The organism is Fodinisporobacter ferrooxydans (assembly GCF_022818495.1).
GTDB lineage: Bacteria > Bacillota > Bacilli > Tumebacillales > MYW30-H2 > Fodinisporobacter > Fodinisporobacter ferrooxydans.
The window spans coordinates 2,398,050-2,412,630 of sequence record NZ_CP089291.1 but is presented as its reverse complement, the minus strand read 5'-3'; the positions used below and the strand labels follow the sequence as shown (position 1 = coordinate 2,412,630).

12 protein-coding genes and 1 riboswitch are annotated in these 14,581 nt (G+C 43.9%); of the genes, 3 read left to right on the top strand and 9 right to left on the bottom strand.

Annotation, left to right across the window (positions count from 1 at the left end; translation table 11 throughout):
• Positions 1-5 precede the first annotated feature (5 nt).
• The 9 genes from LSG31_RS11475 to LSG31_RS11435 form a co-directional block, all read right to left on the bottom strand.
• The gene (locus LSG31_RS11475; RefSeq protein WP_347439388.1) at positions 6-1,559 is read right to left on the bottom strand and encodes a sugar ABC transporter ATP-binding protein; all 1,554 of its coding nucleotides are present in this window, start codon (positions 1,557-1,559) and stop codon (positions 6-8) included.
• A gap of 75 nt (positions 1,560-1,634) precedes the next feature.
• Positions 1,635-2,711, bottom strand: a complete 1,077-nt coding sequence (locus LSG31_RS11470; protein WP_347439387.1) for a substrate-binding domain-containing protein — start codon at positions 2,709-2,711, stop codon at positions 1,635-1,637.
• Positions 2,712-3,022: 311 nt separating this feature from the next.
• Positions 3,023-3,886 carry a MetQ/NlpA family ABC transporter substrate-binding protein gene (locus LSG31_RS11465; RefSeq protein WP_347439386.1) on the bottom strand — a complete coding sequence of 288 codons (864 nt, stop codon included), beginning with the start codon at positions 3,884-3,886 and terminating at the stop codon, positions 3,023-3,025.
• A gap of 55 nt (positions 3,887-3,941) precedes the next feature.
• Entirely contained in the window at positions 3,942-4,601 is a 660-nt protein-coding gene (locus tag LSG31_RS11460) for a methionine ABC transporter permease (RefSeq protein ID WP_347439385.1), read from the bottom strand.
• The gene (locus tag LSG31_RS11455) at positions 4,586-5,608 is read right to left on the bottom strand and encodes a methionine ABC transporter ATP-binding protein (protein ID WP_347439384.1); all 1,023 of its coding nucleotides are present in this window, start codon (positions 5,606-5,608) and stop codon (positions 4,586-4,588) included. Before LSG31_RS11455 ends, LSG31_RS11460 begins: the two co-directional genes overlap by 16 nt.
• A gap of 89 nt (positions 5,609-5,697) precedes the next feature.
• Positions 5,698-5,803: riboswitch (SAM riboswitch) on the bottom strand.
• 204 nt (positions 5,804-6,007) lie between these two features.
• Positions 6,008-7,309, bottom strand: a complete 1,302-nt coding sequence (melA, locus tag LSG31_RS11450; RefSeq protein ID WP_347439383.1) for an alpha-glucosidase/alpha-galactosidase — start codon at positions 7,307-7,309, stop codon at positions 6,008-6,010.
• 89 nt (positions 7,310-7,398) lie between these two features.
• On the bottom strand, positions 7,399-8,223 hold the full coding sequence (locus tag LSG31_RS11445) for a carbohydrate ABC transporter permease (RefSeq protein ID WP_347439382.1): 825 nt from the start codon (positions 8,221-8,223) through the stop codon (positions 7,399-7,401).
• Positions 8,220-9,167, bottom strand: coding sequence for a carbohydrate ABC transporter permease (locus tag LSG31_RS11440; RefSeq protein WP_347439381.1), 948 nt, complete (start codon positions 9,165-9,167; stop codon positions 8,220-8,222). The genes LSG31_RS11445 and LSG31_RS11440 overlap by 4 nt, the downstream gene beginning before the upstream one ends.
• 87 nt (positions 9,168-9,254) lie before the next feature.
• Positions 9,255-10,538, bottom strand: a complete 1,284-nt coding sequence (locus LSG31_RS11435; RefSeq protein ID WP_347439380.1) for an ABC transporter substrate-binding protein — start codon at positions 10,536-10,538, stop codon at positions 9,255-9,257.
• A 257-nt stretch (positions 10,539-10,795) separates the two neighbouring features.
• Here LSG31_RS11435 and LSG31_RS11430 point away from each other — a divergent pair, with 257 nt between their 5' ends.
• The 3 genes from LSG31_RS11430 to LSG31_RS11420 all read left to right on the top strand — a co-directional run bounded on the left by LSG31_RS11430 (position 10,796) and on the right by LSG31_RS11420 (position 14,469).
• Positions 10,796-12,532 (top strand): cache domain-containing sensor histidine kinase, encoded by a 1,737-nt coding sequence (locus tag LSG31_RS11430; RefSeq protein ID WP_347439379.1) that lies wholly within the window; start codon positions 10,796-10,798, stop codon positions 12,530-12,532.
• Positions 12,529-14,055, top strand: a complete 1,527-nt coding sequence (locus LSG31_RS11425; RefSeq protein ID WP_347439378.1) for a response regulator — start codon at positions 12,529-12,531, stop codon at positions 14,053-14,055. The genes LSG31_RS11430 and LSG31_RS11425 overlap by 4 nt, the downstream gene beginning before the upstream one ends.
• Before the next feature lie 138 nt (positions 14,056-14,193).
• A complete protein-coding gene (locus LSG31_RS11420) occupies positions 14,194-14,469 on the top strand; it encodes a CGCGG family putative rSAM-modified RiPP protein (RefSeq protein ID WP_347439377.1) in 276 nt (91 codons plus the stop codon).
• The last annotated feature ends 112 nt before the right edge of the window (positions 14,470-14,581 follow it).

Below are 14,581 nucleotides of genomic sequence, written 5' to 3'. Positions count from 1 at the left end.
CCTCCTTACTCAAGCCCTAATGCTGCATGAATAATTACAGACTCTTCCACTTGCTCGTCTTCCAAAATCCGATGAATGCGGCCTTCATAAAATACCGCCACACGGTTGCAAAGGCCGACCAGTTCCAATAACTCTGTCGAATACAATAGGATCGTGATTCCTTCATCTGCCAGATTGCGGATCAGTTGATAGATTTCCGCTTTGGTGCCGATGTCGATCCCCCTCGTAGGGTCCGCAAGCAGCAGAATCGGGGACTGTGTCAAAAGCGCCTTGCCGATTACCGCTTTCTGTTGATTGCCGCCGCTTAAATTTCCGACTGCATTCTCAAATGTCGCTGATTTAATGGAGAGCAATTCACTCATTTTTTTCACAGCGATTGTTTCTTCTTTTTCGGAAATCAAACCGATTACCTGACGGCGATTGAGTGTCATGAGCGCCAGATTTTCCCGCACAGATCGCGGCAAGAGCAGTCCGCCATGTTTTCGATCTTCAGGTACAAGAGCAATTCCCAAACGAATCGCGTCTGCCGGATTGTTGAATCGAACGGGATGACCGTTTACTTTTATATTTCCTTGTTCCAATTGATACGCTCCGAACAAGCTAAGCAAAAACTCGCTTTGTCCCTGTCCCTGCAATCCGGCCAAACCTAGAATTTCACCTTTTTTTACAGACAATTGAACACCTTGCAACAGAGATCCGGCGACCAAATTTTCCACTTGCAATACGATTTCCGATGACTTTGGAACTGTTTTTGCCGGAAATGTTTTTTCCAAGTCTCGCCCGGCAATCCAGGTGATCATTTGCTCGTTGGTAACAGTTCCGATTTCAAACTCTTCAATTCTTCTGGCATCGCGAAATACTGTGGCACGATCTGCAATTTCTTCGATTTCATCCATTCGGTGAGAGATAAAAATGGCGGATTTTCCTTTGCGCGTAAATTCTCGAACCAGCTTGAATACGTGTTCGACTTCCTTCTTTCCCAATGCGGACGTAGCTTCATCCAGTATCAATAAGTCGGGATCTTTTGCAAATGCTTTGGCAATTTCGACAAGTTGTTGCTGAGAAAGCGGCAAATCCCTTACAAGGATATCCGGATGGATGTCGAGTTCCAACTGTTCGAAGAGTTGAACAGTACGACTGCGCATGTTGCGAAAATCAATAAAGTTGAATCTTCCCTTCGGTTCATTTCCCAGAAAAACATTTTCTGAAACGGTCAAGTCTGGCACTAATGACAATTCTTGAAACACGGCTGCAATTCCATGATGATTGGCATCCACTGGCGACTGGATCGCGATCGCCTGTCCACGCACTTTCAATACTCCTGCATCCGGCTTTACAACACCGCACAAGATTTTAACCAACGTGCTTTTCCCGGCGCCATTTTCCCCCAAAAGCGCATGAACTTCACCAACTCCGCAAATGAAATCCGCATCGATCAATGCCCGGACTGCGCCATATGTTTTGCTGATTCCTCTGGCTTCCAGTAATGGAGCGACTGTCTTTTCTGTCTTTTCTGTCTTTTCTGTCTTTTCTGTCTTTGCTACGTTTACCAGATGCACCGCCGGCACCTCCTTCTCTCTAAAAAAGTCCCCCGGAAACCACCGGGGGCATGCCGCCATAGGGGCTGGGGGCTATTACTTTTTAGGAAGCACATCTGCAAGTTTCAACTTGTAGGTATTGTCCGCATTGGTCCAGTCCACAAAGAAATTATCCGGCTGTCCTTTTGCATAAAATTTATCAACATTTTTATAGGTTCCGACAGGCAATGGAATCATTACGGTCTTCTCTACTTTTTTGCCATTCAGGACATCCAAGGCAACATCGAGAGAAGCCGCACTCAAATACGGCGGCTGCCCTACCCCGATTCCTTTTACACCATCTTCTTTCATATGCCGGAAAAATCCGTTTGTCATTTCTCCAGTCATGGGAATCTTGGTCGGATCGAGATTGTTTTGTTTCAAAGCTTGATAGATAGCGTTTTCACCGCCGCCCTGTGTCAATATCCCATTGATTCCCTGGCCTTTCTCCGCATTCAACATATTGTTGATGACAATGGATGTCGCAGCGTCATCCCACTTTCCATACCCTTTTTGCAATACATGGATGCCCGGATATTTTTTTAAAACGTTTTCATATCCTTTTTGGCGATCCCGATCCACAGTCGTGCCTTCTACGCCGTTTAATTCCAAAATATTTCCCTTGCCATGCATCTGGTCAGCCAGCCATTGCGCTTGTTTTTCACCAAACTGCACTTGATCCGTATTTACGTTGTATACCTTGTTGGAATCAACCGTATTATCGAATGCGACAACGACAATCCCGCGTTTTGCCGCTTCATTGAGTACAGGCGCCAACGCAGTGGGAGAAGCGGCATCTACCAAGATCGCATTGTATCCCTTTGACATCATGTTGCGGATCTCATTGATCTGTGCTTGGGGGTCGTTTCCTGAGCTGGATACATAGTAGTCGCTGATGATTCCTTCCGCTTTTTTTTGCTTGGCGTATCCTTCAAAGATTTTAACCATTTCAGAGCGCCAGGAATTGCCGATGTAAGAATTGCTAAGCGCGATTTTCCAAGCCTTTTTGACAGGTTTGCCTCCGTTTCCGCTTGATGCCTGTTGGCTGGAACTTGAACCACATCCGACAAGAGAAAAAACCAAACCTGCCATTGCCGTAACCGTTGCAACCTTTGCCAATTTCCTTTTCACCATACATATTCCCCCTATGAAATCATTTTCATATTAAATGAAAATAATATCCCCTTATAACCCCTGAATTTATAATAATATCCGCTCAAGTGCTACAAGTTGTAATCAAGGATTTGAAGGAAACGTTTTCATTACTAATAGTATTATATGGTAGTTCAAGAAATGTCAATATTTTTTTAATATTTTTATTTTAAAGGATTTTTATCTGTAATCATCAACTTTAACTAACGTCACGGATTTTTCGTATAATAAAACAACAGCATCCCGTTCCACTGATATGTGGATGGGGATGCTGTTGTTTTTGACGGATTTACTTAGAACGCAGGAACAATTGCACCTTTGTATTTCTCTTCAATAAACTTTTTCACTTCCGGTGAAGTGAGTGCTTTTGCCAATTTTTGAATCGCAGGGTTGTTTACATCTTCGGGACGAACCACTAATACGTTGGCATATGGAGAATTGGCAGACTCGATCGCCAAAGCATCTTTCGTCGGATTCAATTTTGCCTGAATCGCATAGTTTGTATTGATGACCGCTGCATCGACATCGCCAAGCACGCGCGGCAACATCGCAGCATCCAGCTCTTTAAATTGCAAATGTTTTGGGTTGCTGACAATATCTTGAACTGTTGCGTTTACTCCAGCACCAGCTTTTAGCGCAATCAATTTTTTATCTGCCAACAATAGCAGAGCGCGTCCACCGTTTGTTACGTCGTTTGGAATCGCGATTGTTCCATTGTTCGGAATTTGATCAAGGCTTTTATATTTTTTTGAATATACGCCCATTGGTTCAATATGAACTTTTGTCACCCATTTTAAATTCAAATGATGATCTTTATTAAATTGATCCAAGTATGGAATATGTTGAAAATAGTTGGCGTCCAATTGTTTGCTTGCCAATTGCAGGTTCGGTTGCACATAGTCGTTGAATTCTATGACTTTTAAATCGACGCCCTCTTTTTTCAATTGTGGTTTGATAAAGTTAAGAATTTCAGCATGTGGTACAGCCGTTGCCCCTACTTTCAGGACAGTTGTCTGTTCTTTGCCGTTGTTGGCAGCAGCGGCAGACGTTGTACTGCCGGCTTGACTGCCACAACCCACCAGGCCGATCGCTATGAATAGAGTTGCCAAATAGGATGCCCATTGAAACGAACGAATCCTGTGAAACGCTTTTAACATTCTCTCCACTCCCTCTGTTTTTTTGTTTATAGTATTTATGTAAACGCGCATCTGTCTATTTGCGACGAGACACGCGAATGACAACGCGGTCACCGATCATTTGCAAAATTTGTACGATAATGACAAGAATGGCTGTAGCAATCAACATGACATTCAGCTCGAAACGTTGGTAGCCGTAACGAATTGCCAAGTCCCCAAGGCCGCCGCCGCCAATCACGCCAGAGATCGCCGAATAGGAAATCAAGGAAATCGTCGTAATCGTCAGACCTGCAATGATGCCTGCTTTTGCTTCCGGCAACAGCACTTTAAAAATGATTTGCCGAATATTCGCTCCCATCGACTGCGCCGCCTCAATCATTCCAAAATCTACTTCCCGTATCGAAGTTTCTACCAATCGTGCATAAAAAGGCGCAGCAGCGACTACAAGGGGCGGAATCGCAGCTTGGACGCCAATCGCTTGTCCGACCAATACTTCCGTTACAGGAATCATCAAAATCAAGAGGATGACAAACGGTATCGAACGCAAGATATTTACAATTACGCTGAGCATTTGATAGACAGCTTGATTTTGTATCAATCCTTTTGGCCCCGTAATCACGAGCAGAATCCCCAAGGGCAAGCCGATGATTGTTGTGAAAATGACTGACAGTCCCGTCATATACAACGTTTCCCAGGTCGCCTGCCAGATCTCCGGCCACACTAGATTTTGCAGCATCCTTGTATCACCTCCACAGCAATCCCTTTTTCTTGCAACTGTCGGATGCCCGCATGGATGTCATCGTTTTCGCCAGACAGCAATATGGCAATCCTGCCAAAGGGACGTTTTTTCATATGGCTTAACGTGCCTTGCAAAATACTGAAGTTGATTTTGCATCTTGGCAATATATCTGCCAAGATCGGTTCATATGCGATATCTCCAAAAAAGGAGCAGCGGATAAGTACTTGCCTCTCCTCTGCAATTGGGAAATCGGACAGTCCCGTTTCATCCCACACTTGTTCCAAAAACTCTTTTGTCACTTGATGTTCAGGATGTAAAAAAACTTCGTTGACATTTCCCTGCTCCACAATTATACCGTTGTCAATGACTGCGACCCTGTCGCAAATCGACCGGATCACTTGCATCTCATGTGTAATCAAAACGATGGTAATTCCTAATGACTGATTGATATCCGATAACAATTGCAAAATCGACTGTGTGGTTTTCGGATCCAGTGCAGATGTGGCTTCATCACAGAGCAAGACACTTGGCTGCAAAGCAAGCGCCCGGGCAATTCCAACCCGCTGTTTTTGGCCCCCGCTCAACTCTCCCGGATATTTTTGCAAATGGTCAGTAATCCCGACCAAATCCGCCAATTCCCGTACCCGCTGTTCCATCTTTTGTTTGCCCGCACCACTCAATCTCATGGGAAATGCAATATTCTCAAACACCGTTTTGGAAGACAATAAATGAAACTGTTGAAAAATCATTCCTATCTCCCGGCGTTTCTCCTGCAACTGCTTTTTCGACAATTGGCTTAATTGCGTATCGCCAATCCATACTTCTCCTGAATCAGGCGTTTCCAGAAAATTGATACAGCGCAGCAACGTACTCTTACCGGCGCCGCTATGCCCTACAATCCCAAAAATCTCACCTTTTTGAACCGTTAACGAAACATCCTTCAATGCCGTATGCTGCTGTTTGCCCGCTTGATAGATTTTTGTTACATGTTCTATCTTTATCAACTTTTATTCCGCCTCCTTTCTCTGAAGTACAAAAGAAAAACGCCTCTCCGTAAATGGAAAGGCGCACGATGAAACATCTATATACACCTCTCTCATCTGCCGGACGTCCATCCGCAGGAATTGGCACCGTGTTACAAAAATGTACCGGTTGCCGAGGTTTCATAGGGCCAGCCCCTCCACCTCTCTGGATAAGAGAATCACACTGCTATTCATTCAATTGTATGTACTCACGAATCACTGTGATGACTATTGAAGTATAACAATGAAACGCCATAAATGTCAATTAAATATCGTTAAATTTAATTTTTTAAAATATTCGATAATTATAGAAAATACACAAAAAGGTAGCAGCAAGATTGCAACGCATTTCCAATGATGTGACACACTACCCAGAATACATCATTGGAACTTAGGCAGCCAATCGCCATGTGCCTCGATCAAATCATCGCAAAGCGCTACAATGTCATCAATCGACAACTCGGCAGACGTATGCGGATCGAGCATGGCAGCATGGTAGATATGTTCCTTTTTGCCCGTGATGGCTGCTTCAATCGTCAACAATTGAGTGTTAATATTCGTACGGTTGAGTCCGGCCAACTGCTCCGGCAAATTCCCGACATATGTTGGTGTAATGCCGCTGCGGTCAACCAAACACGGCACCTCAACACATGCTTTTTCCGGAAGATTGCTGATCAACCGGCCTGTGTTCAATACATTGCCGCCGATTTTAAAGGGCCGGTCTGTTTCCATCGCTTCCAATATATAAGAAGCGTATTCATGTGTGCGTTTGTGTTCAAGGTTTTTATTGTTGACCAGATCCGCACGCATCGTCTTCCATCTTTCGATTTGATTTACACAACGGCGCGGATATTCATCCAATGGAATGTTAAATCGATCAATCAATTCCGGATAATTGTTTTTGATAAAATACGGCAGGTATTCAGCGTTATGTTCTGAGGATTCGGTCACATAATAGCCAAAACGGAACATCATTTCATAGCGAACCATGTCATCGTGTTTCTGTTTTTGCTTTTCAGCCGCCCGCCGTTTAATTTCCGGATACAAATCTTCCCCGTTGCGGGTGATTTCCAACAGCCATGCCATATGATTGATGCCGGCTATTTTCCATTGGATAGTATCGTCCGGAATATCCAGCCCCGCAAGCAGACGAGGCGCACATACCTGAACGCTGTGGCATAACCCGACTGTTTTGATGCCGCCATAGCGAAGCATCGTACCTGTCAACACAGCCATCGGATTGGTGTAGTTCAAAAACCAGGCGTCCGGGCAAACTTCCTGCATATCACGCGCAAAATCCAGCATCACAGGAATCGTGCGCAACGAGCGGAAAATCCCGCCGATCCCCAACGTATCCGCAATCGTTTGACGCAGACCGTATTTTTTCGGGATTTCAAAATCTGTCACTGTACACGGCTCATATCCGCCGACTTGAATGGCATTGATCACGTATTTTGCACCACGCAACGCCTCTTTGCGATCCGTATACGCTTTCACCCGTACGCCGCTTCCGGTGCTTTCCTTTAAATTCAACAGCATATTCTCGGAATCTTTCAGCCGCTCCAGATCAATATCATAAAGAGCAAACTCAGACTCCTGCAGACTCGGTGTCAACATGCAATCTCCCAACACATTCTTCGCAAAAACCGTGCTTCCAGCTCCCAAAAACGCAATTTTCGGCATACATATTGCTCCTCTCAAATTGAAATAAATGCTACTCATGACCGCCCCTCTGCACCCAAGCAACTTATCTCGAAATGCTCTTATGCTCCCTACCCTTTTACCGCTCCAGAAGATAACCCGCTGATAAAATACTTTTGCAAAAACAAATACAATGCGATAATCGGCAATGCGCCCATAAACGAACCGGCAGCGACCCAACCGATATTGTTCACATATTGTGAGAAGAAAGAAGACAACGCAACCGTAATCGTTTGCGAGTCGGAACTTTGCAGAAAAAACAGCGAAAATTGATAGTCGTTCCAAATCGTCACGCCCGTCAAAATAATGACGGTTGCGGTGATCGGTTTTAATAACGGCATGATAATGCGGAAAAACAAACCAATCCTGCTTGTGCCGTCAATCATTGCCGCTTCATCGAGTTCCTTCGGAATTGTGCTGATAAATCCGGTAAACAAGAAAATAGCCATCGGCAGGTTAAATGTGACGTGCAGCAAGATGATCGCCCAATATGTATTCATGCCGCCCATACCGGCAACAAATTTATATAATGGAACAAGGATTGTCAGCGGCGGCACAATCATCGTTGCTACAAATACGGTGTACATGAACTTGTTCAATCGTGTTTTAAAGCGCGCCAACGGATAGCTTGCCAAACAGCCGAGGAATACCACCAATGTAACCGCAATCCCGGTAATAATCACATTATTCACAATGGCTGTTCCTAAATGAGCATGCTTCCATGCGTTTGTGAAATTGCCGAAATACAAAGCATGCGGCCACAGCCACTTCGAACTTGTGTCGCTCTCCGGTTTAAACGAAGTAGTAAGCAACAAATAGAACGGAAGTATATGCACAACGGCAATTACAATCATGAGTAGAAACAAAGCATTCTTTTTCATTGCCCGATTATTCATTGCTCTACCTCCTTGCGGCGCAAATACATAAGTGCAGTGACGCTGATAACGGTGATCATTACGAACATGAGATTTCCAAGCGTCGCCGCGTATCCGGCATCCTGCTCTGCAAAGTACAGTTTATACATCATCGTGGACAAAGATTGGGATGCATATCCTGGACCGCCATTTGTCAAAGCGGTGATCACATCGAACAACTTCAGTCCGCCGATCAAATTTAGCACCACATTGATCGTGACAGATGGCATCAACAATGGCCATGTAACGTGAAAAAATTTCGCTAGCGGCGTGGCGCCATCCAATTCTGCCGCCTCATAATAATCTTTCGGAATCGACTGCAAGCCGGCCAGATAAATCACCATGGCAATTCCCAAATACTGATACGTATTGACAAACGTGATAATCCAGACATTTAATTGCGGATTTGCCAACAGATTTATTTTCGCATGGCCAAACAATCCAATCACATCATTGAGTGCACCGCTATTGTATTGGAAGAAAAAATACCAGATATAGCCCATGATCAACGGACTCACGATCACCGGCAAATACACGATCGTCCGCACAATTCCCCGTCCGCGGATGCTTTTGTTTAACAACAATGCGTACAGAAGACCGACAATATTTTGGAACAGTGTACTGCCAACTCCGTAAATCAGTGTATTTTTAACAACAATCCCGATGTTCGGATCATGCAACATCCGTATATAATTGCTTATGCCGACCCAATCAAATGTCGGCGAATATCCATCCCAGTTCGTAAAGGATAGGCGGATCCCTTTGAGAAAGGGATAAAAGATAAAAACACAAAACAGAAGCAAGACGGGGAGATACATCAAATTTAACCAGAAGGGCGACTGTATGCTTTTCTTTCGTTTTCTCTTCGTGTTCAGTACGGTGTCTTGATGTACCCCTTTGTCAGAAACAGCAGCGACATCTGCCATAGATTCACTTCCCTTCCTTGAGGCTGGAGGTTGCCTATTCTCAAGGCACCCCCCCTTTTCTTCTCTTGTGTTTTCCTATACACTCGATTATTTCTTCGCTTGTGCCCGCAGACGGTTGTATTCTTGTTTCATCTTGTCGGAAAATTGCTGTGGTGTAATTTGGTTGCCTAAAATCTCCTGACCTTGTGTACACATGACATCCCACATCCCGTTTGGCAGATAGACGCGGTCAAAGTACGAGAATACAGGCACATTTGCGTATTTTTGGTAATATTTTGTCATATCTCCCAAATTCGCTTGAATTCCTTTGATTCCAGGCGGGAGTTCGGTTGCTTCCGCCATTTTTTTCAGGTTTTCCGGTTGGGCAAAGAAATCAACCAGCTTAATGGCGGCTTTTTCATGCTTGGAGTCTTTCCAAACACCCAGCGTGTAGCGTTCACCGCCGGAGAAATCCGGCGTATCCCCTGGCGCAATGGCAGGAACCGGCATATAACCTGCATGAAGTTTCGGATTGATTTGTTTCGCTTGGTCGAGAAATGTCGGGCTGAAGAATACAAACGCCACCTTGTCTTTTGCGAACAATTGCGGCAGGTCGCTGTATTTGGCTGTCAGCGCGTCTTTATTGATCAAGCCGTCTTTGTACATTTCCTGAAATTTCTGCGGGAGATAGGTCCATTTTGACCAATCGAATGTACCGTTTAACAACGCGTCTTTCTGGTTGTCTTTGGGACTAACCAACAATGGCGTTGCCATATAGTCAAAAAATTGGCCGATTGTCCATTGGTCGATTCCCGAGAAGAAGAACGGTGACACTTGACCGTTGCTTTCTTGCTTGATTTTCTTGGCATCTGTCAATAATTCAGCAAACGTTGTCGGCGGTTGAATGTTATACTTTTTCAGGATATCGGCGTTATACGTAATTCCATCTTTTGCTTCGTTTAAAGGAAGTGCGTACACTTTTCCTTTTGCGTCTGTCAACAGCGGTTTCATGTTGTCATCCAGCTTGGAAGCCCATGGTTCCTTGTGCAAATCAGCCAAAAAGTTGCCGTACCGGATTTTCGCCCAACCGTGCGTATCAAATACATCCGGCATGTCGTTTGCAGCCATTTTGACCTTTAAAATATTTTCATACCCTTGACCTGGAAAATTCAATTCTACTTTAATATTCGGATTTTCTTTCTCGAACGCTTTCGTGATATCCTGGAACGCTTGTTTCCCCTTCTGATCACTTATGGTACTGTATACCGTTATTTTTTCTGTACCGGATGTGCCTCCATTGGCGTTTGTGCTGTTGCTTCCGCATCCGCTAATGATACCTATCGATGCAGATAGAAGTAATGTAGAAGCAGTTGCCAGGTATTTCTTCTTCATTTCCAAATCCCCCCATATCGTTCATTTTTGAACATACATTCGGATTCCTTACTCCTTCCATCGATTCTCACTTTAAAATATTCGATGAATGGTTGTATTTCCGGCTTGTTGCTGGTTACCATTGTACCATTTATGAATTCGTTTTCATGTGCTGTAAATCTACAATGAAAGCGCTTATTTCTATTATCTGAATTTTTCAATTGCTGTGCATACCGTTTCCTTGGTATGCTAGACATAGGAAAAGGGAGGTAAAGGGGATGAATTTTTCAAGCTCCTTGCGCCTGAAGTTGACCGTATTCTATGTATTGATTTTACTTGTACCGCTCCTGATTATCGCAATGGTCATGCCGACGTATTATCAATATCTGTTATCACGGGAAACGGAAAGCCTGACGGAAAATATTCTGGAGTCCCTCAGCAATAACATCGAGGTATATCTGGATGATTTGGGCAGATTGACGATTATACCGTATTTAAATAATGATATCATGTTTGCTGTCAATCAAATTACCAATCATCATTACAAAAACGCAGATCCATACACGCAATTTATGATCGATAAAGCGTTATACGATACATTGCCGAAGACACTCCAAAATACGCGAAAAGAGATTCTTGGCACGATTCTTGTCACAATGGACGGATCGGCGTTTATCAATACAACGAATGGCGGTGTCGCACGCAGCCATTACCCCTTTACGCGGCAAGATTGGTTTCAAAAGGCGCTTCAAGCAAATGGAAAGGTTGTGTTTATTCCGTCACATCCAGAAGATTACATAGACACTCCCGCCGCAAAAGAAGTATTTTCAGTGGCCCGCCTGATTAAGGATCCGACAACATTACAGCCTTTGGCCGTCATTATGGCAGATGCCGATGCTTCCGTTTTCGACAAATTAATCAGAAGAATTAATTTTAATACAAACTCGATCATCGCGATCATGGACGACAAAAACCATGTACTATATTCCAATACGCCAATGCCGGGGACGATTAAAAACCAACTGAACAAACATTTGACGACAGTGCGCGATACAAACGACACTTATTTGGTTGTTTCGAAAAAAATTATTCCTGCCAATTGGAAGATTGTCGTCCTATTATCGAATGCGGCATTGCGGGCAAAAGTTCGGTGGATGTATATTGCAGGAATTCTCTTTGCCTGCTGCGTATTGCTGATTACCGTTCTGCTATTCTTTTATCTGTCCCGCTGGATTACCCGACCGTATCGGAATATCTTGCATGTGATGCGGCAAGTACAGCAGGGAAATCTGCAGGTCCAAGTGCAAACGAGCGGAACTGACGAAATCGCTCAACTGGGCCATACATTCAATGCCATGCTCGAACGAATCAATGAGTTGATCGATCGGGAGTATCGTTCCGTATTAAATCAGCGGAATGCGGAGTATCGCGCTTTACAATCGCAGATTCATCCACATTTTCTCTACAATACGTTAAACGGATTGATCGGTCTGAATCGGCTTGGGTGTAAGGAAGAATTGGAGAAAGCCATTTTTTCATTAAGTTCCATGCTCCGCTATACATTAGAACAAGCGGAAACTTCCACAGTTGCTGAAGAATTCTCGTTTCTGAAACGGTATTGTGACCTGCAAAAAATGCGGTTTCAAGATCGCATGGAGTATCACATCCACATGGAAGGACAAGCCGCAAACTATGAGATTCCTAAATTGCTTCTTCAACCACTCGTTGAGAATTCTATTATTCACGGCATCGAACCGTCCGATCAACCATGTACTGTGTCGATAACCGCGGAAATCGAACAAATCGGTTCCGTGAACATGCTGCGGATTACGATTGCGGATGACGGAATCGGATTTGACTTGGAACCATCATCGAAATCTACACGAATCGGCATCTCCAATGTGCGGGAACGTTTGCACTTGTATCATTCAGAATCAACGTTTGCGATTCATAGCAAGTCAGGCGAAGGAACACAAGTAACCATTCAGATTCCGGTAGAGGATGTGAGCCAATGAGAATCTTGATTGCAGATGACGAAATGCTGGTCCGTCTAAGTCTGAAAAGTATGATTGAAGAGTTGTCCGGAGATTTTTCCGTGATCGGAGAAGCTGCCAACGGTGAAGAAACGATCGAACTTGTCAAAACATTGAAACCGGATATCGTATTTGTCGATGTCCGTATGCCCAAATACAACGGCCTCGAAGCGATGAAAGCGGCAAAACAATGCTCGCCGTCAACCAAATGGATCATACTGACGGGCTATTCGGAATTTGCTTATGCACAAGAGGCCATCCATCTGGGCGCATGCAATTACTTGTTAAAACCGGTTGGAATGGAAGAGTTGGGACACACCCTGGATCGATTGAGTGAGCAATATATACAGGAGTCAGAGTTTCAAAACAAACAATTTGAAAATACAATACATTCGCTCTTTCACGGACTGTCGATACATCAGGCCACAAACGGTTTCGGACAGAAAACAGGCAGAAGCGAACACGTTTTCCCGATTCTTTTCCTATTTGACAGCCATTACGGAAAGGAGCAAATGAAAGAACAGATATCTGCATTTGCAGATCAAATTCTCGGATCCATCCGCACGTATTGCGGCTATCGCATAAAGATTGCGCTGCTTCCATTCCAGGACAGGGAACTTGTTTTCGTTTGCTCCTTTGAAACATCACAGAAGGAAAGTGAAAAAATTAGTGAAAAAATCCGTACCATTACCGAACAGGTGCTGAGAATACTCGATTCCCATGCTGAACAAAACACAGGCTTCTCGATTACCGCAGTGAAAGATAAACCGGCTGCTTCATTGGATCAGTTCGTTACACAGTTTCATGATATAAAAAAAGTTGCGCCACTGCGAACCGTTTTTGGACAAAATAAAATGTGGGCATACCAAGAACTGAAGCCGTTCACGAAAGAACCGGATCTTCTGAATATCTGTGAAACATTCATACAATTGTCCGAATCGTTTTCGGAAAAATCATTTTTAAAGTATTCAAAAACCCTTGTAGAGTTAGAAAAAACAGTGCCCGGTTTTCGATTGCCGCCTAAGTTCAAAGACAATATCAATCGTTTTCTGCGATCGACGCTCGCCTGCCATCTGCCGGATGATCGGAACATTTCGGAATGGCTGAACCTGTTGCAAACACACGGTGAGCAATATTTGCTGCAGGATCGGCAGGATTCGCCGCAAACGGATATGATCAGCCAGATTTTGGATTATATTGACCAAAACTATATGCATGAGATTGGAATCGCCGACATTGCGGCAAAATTGCAATTGACTCCCAACTATTTAAGCACATTATTCCACAAAAAAACCGGTTCAACTTTCGTAAAATATATCACGCGGATCCGTTTGGCAAAAGCTAAAGAATTATTATGCAATACAAACATGCCGATTCAGCAAGTGGCAGAACAAGTAGGCTATTTCAGCACGCGACATTTTACGAAATTGTTTACAGAGAATGTTGGCTGCTATCCATCCGAATACCGGAAACAGCTGAAATGTGCTGATATATCGATACATTGAGGGCAGCAACTTAAAACATATGTACGGGTACGTGAATACGTGATGTCAATCACATGATAAAATGCTTGTATTGTGATACGCTTTTTAGAAGATGTTCTACGCATGTTTACAAAAAAATTTCCGGGAAGGGGCAACGTTATGATCACCAAGAATTGGTCAGCAAACTTGGAGACAGAAGAATATATTCAAAATCGGGATTTAATCGTTCAGGATTCGATTGCGTCGATTGAAGAAACTGCACCCGGTTATTTTGTGAATTTGGCTGTCGCAGATATACATGGCGATCCGGACCTATATTTGATTCCCGTTTTGGAACATCGTTTTGGCGATCAAATACGAGTGCAGTTCATCGATCAATGCGGATGCGGCGGATATGTATACCGGGTGTATCGCTTACAGGGTCAAGCGGTTTAAGTTTGCCTTTCCATGCTGGCAAAGAAAACTTGGCTTCCAGTGGGGCTTATACCACGTTCTGACTGTACACTTTTCGACAGTGCAAAAAGATCACGAGAAACTCGTGATCTTT

Coding starts and splice junctions, on each gene's coding strand:
- LSG31_RS11470 (WP_347439387.1), bottom strand. CDS start 2,711: ATGGTGAAAAGGAAATTGGCAAAGGTTGCAACGGTTACGGCAATGGCA.
- LSG31_RS11465 (WP_347439386.1), bottom strand. CDS start 3,886: ATGTTAAAAGCGTTTCACAGGATTCGTTCGTTTCAATGGGCATCCTAT.
- LSG31_RS11460 (WP_347439385.1), bottom strand. CDS start 4,601: ATGCTGCAAAATCTAGTGTGGCCGGAGATCTGGCAGGCGACCTGGGAA.
- melA (WP_347439383.1), bottom strand. CDS start 7,309: ATGCCGAAAATTGCGTTTTTGGGAGCTGGAAGCACGGTTTTTGCGAAG.
- LSG31_RS11445 (WP_347439382.1), bottom strand. CDS start 8,223: ATGAATAATCGGGCAATGAAAAAGAATGCTTTGTTTCTACTCATGATT.
- LSG31_RS11440 (WP_347439381.1), bottom strand. CDS start 9,167: ATGGCAGATGTCGCTGCTGTTTCTGACAAAGGGGTACATCAAGACACC.
- LSG31_RS11435 (WP_347439380.1), bottom strand. CDS start 10,538: ATGAAGAAGAAATACCTGGCAACTGCTTCTACATTACTTCTATCTGCA.
- LSG31_RS11430 (WP_347439379.1), top strand. CDS start 10,796: ATGAATTTTTCAAGCTCCTTGCGCCTGAAGTTGACCGTATTCTATGTA.
- LSG31_RS11425 (WP_347439378.1), top strand. CDS start 12,529: ATGAGAATCTTGATTGCAGATGACGAAATGCTGGTCCGTCTAAGTCTG.
- LSG31_RS11420 (WP_347439377.1), top strand. CDS start 14,194: ATGATCACCAAGAATTGGTCAGCAAACTTGGAGACAGAAGAATATATT.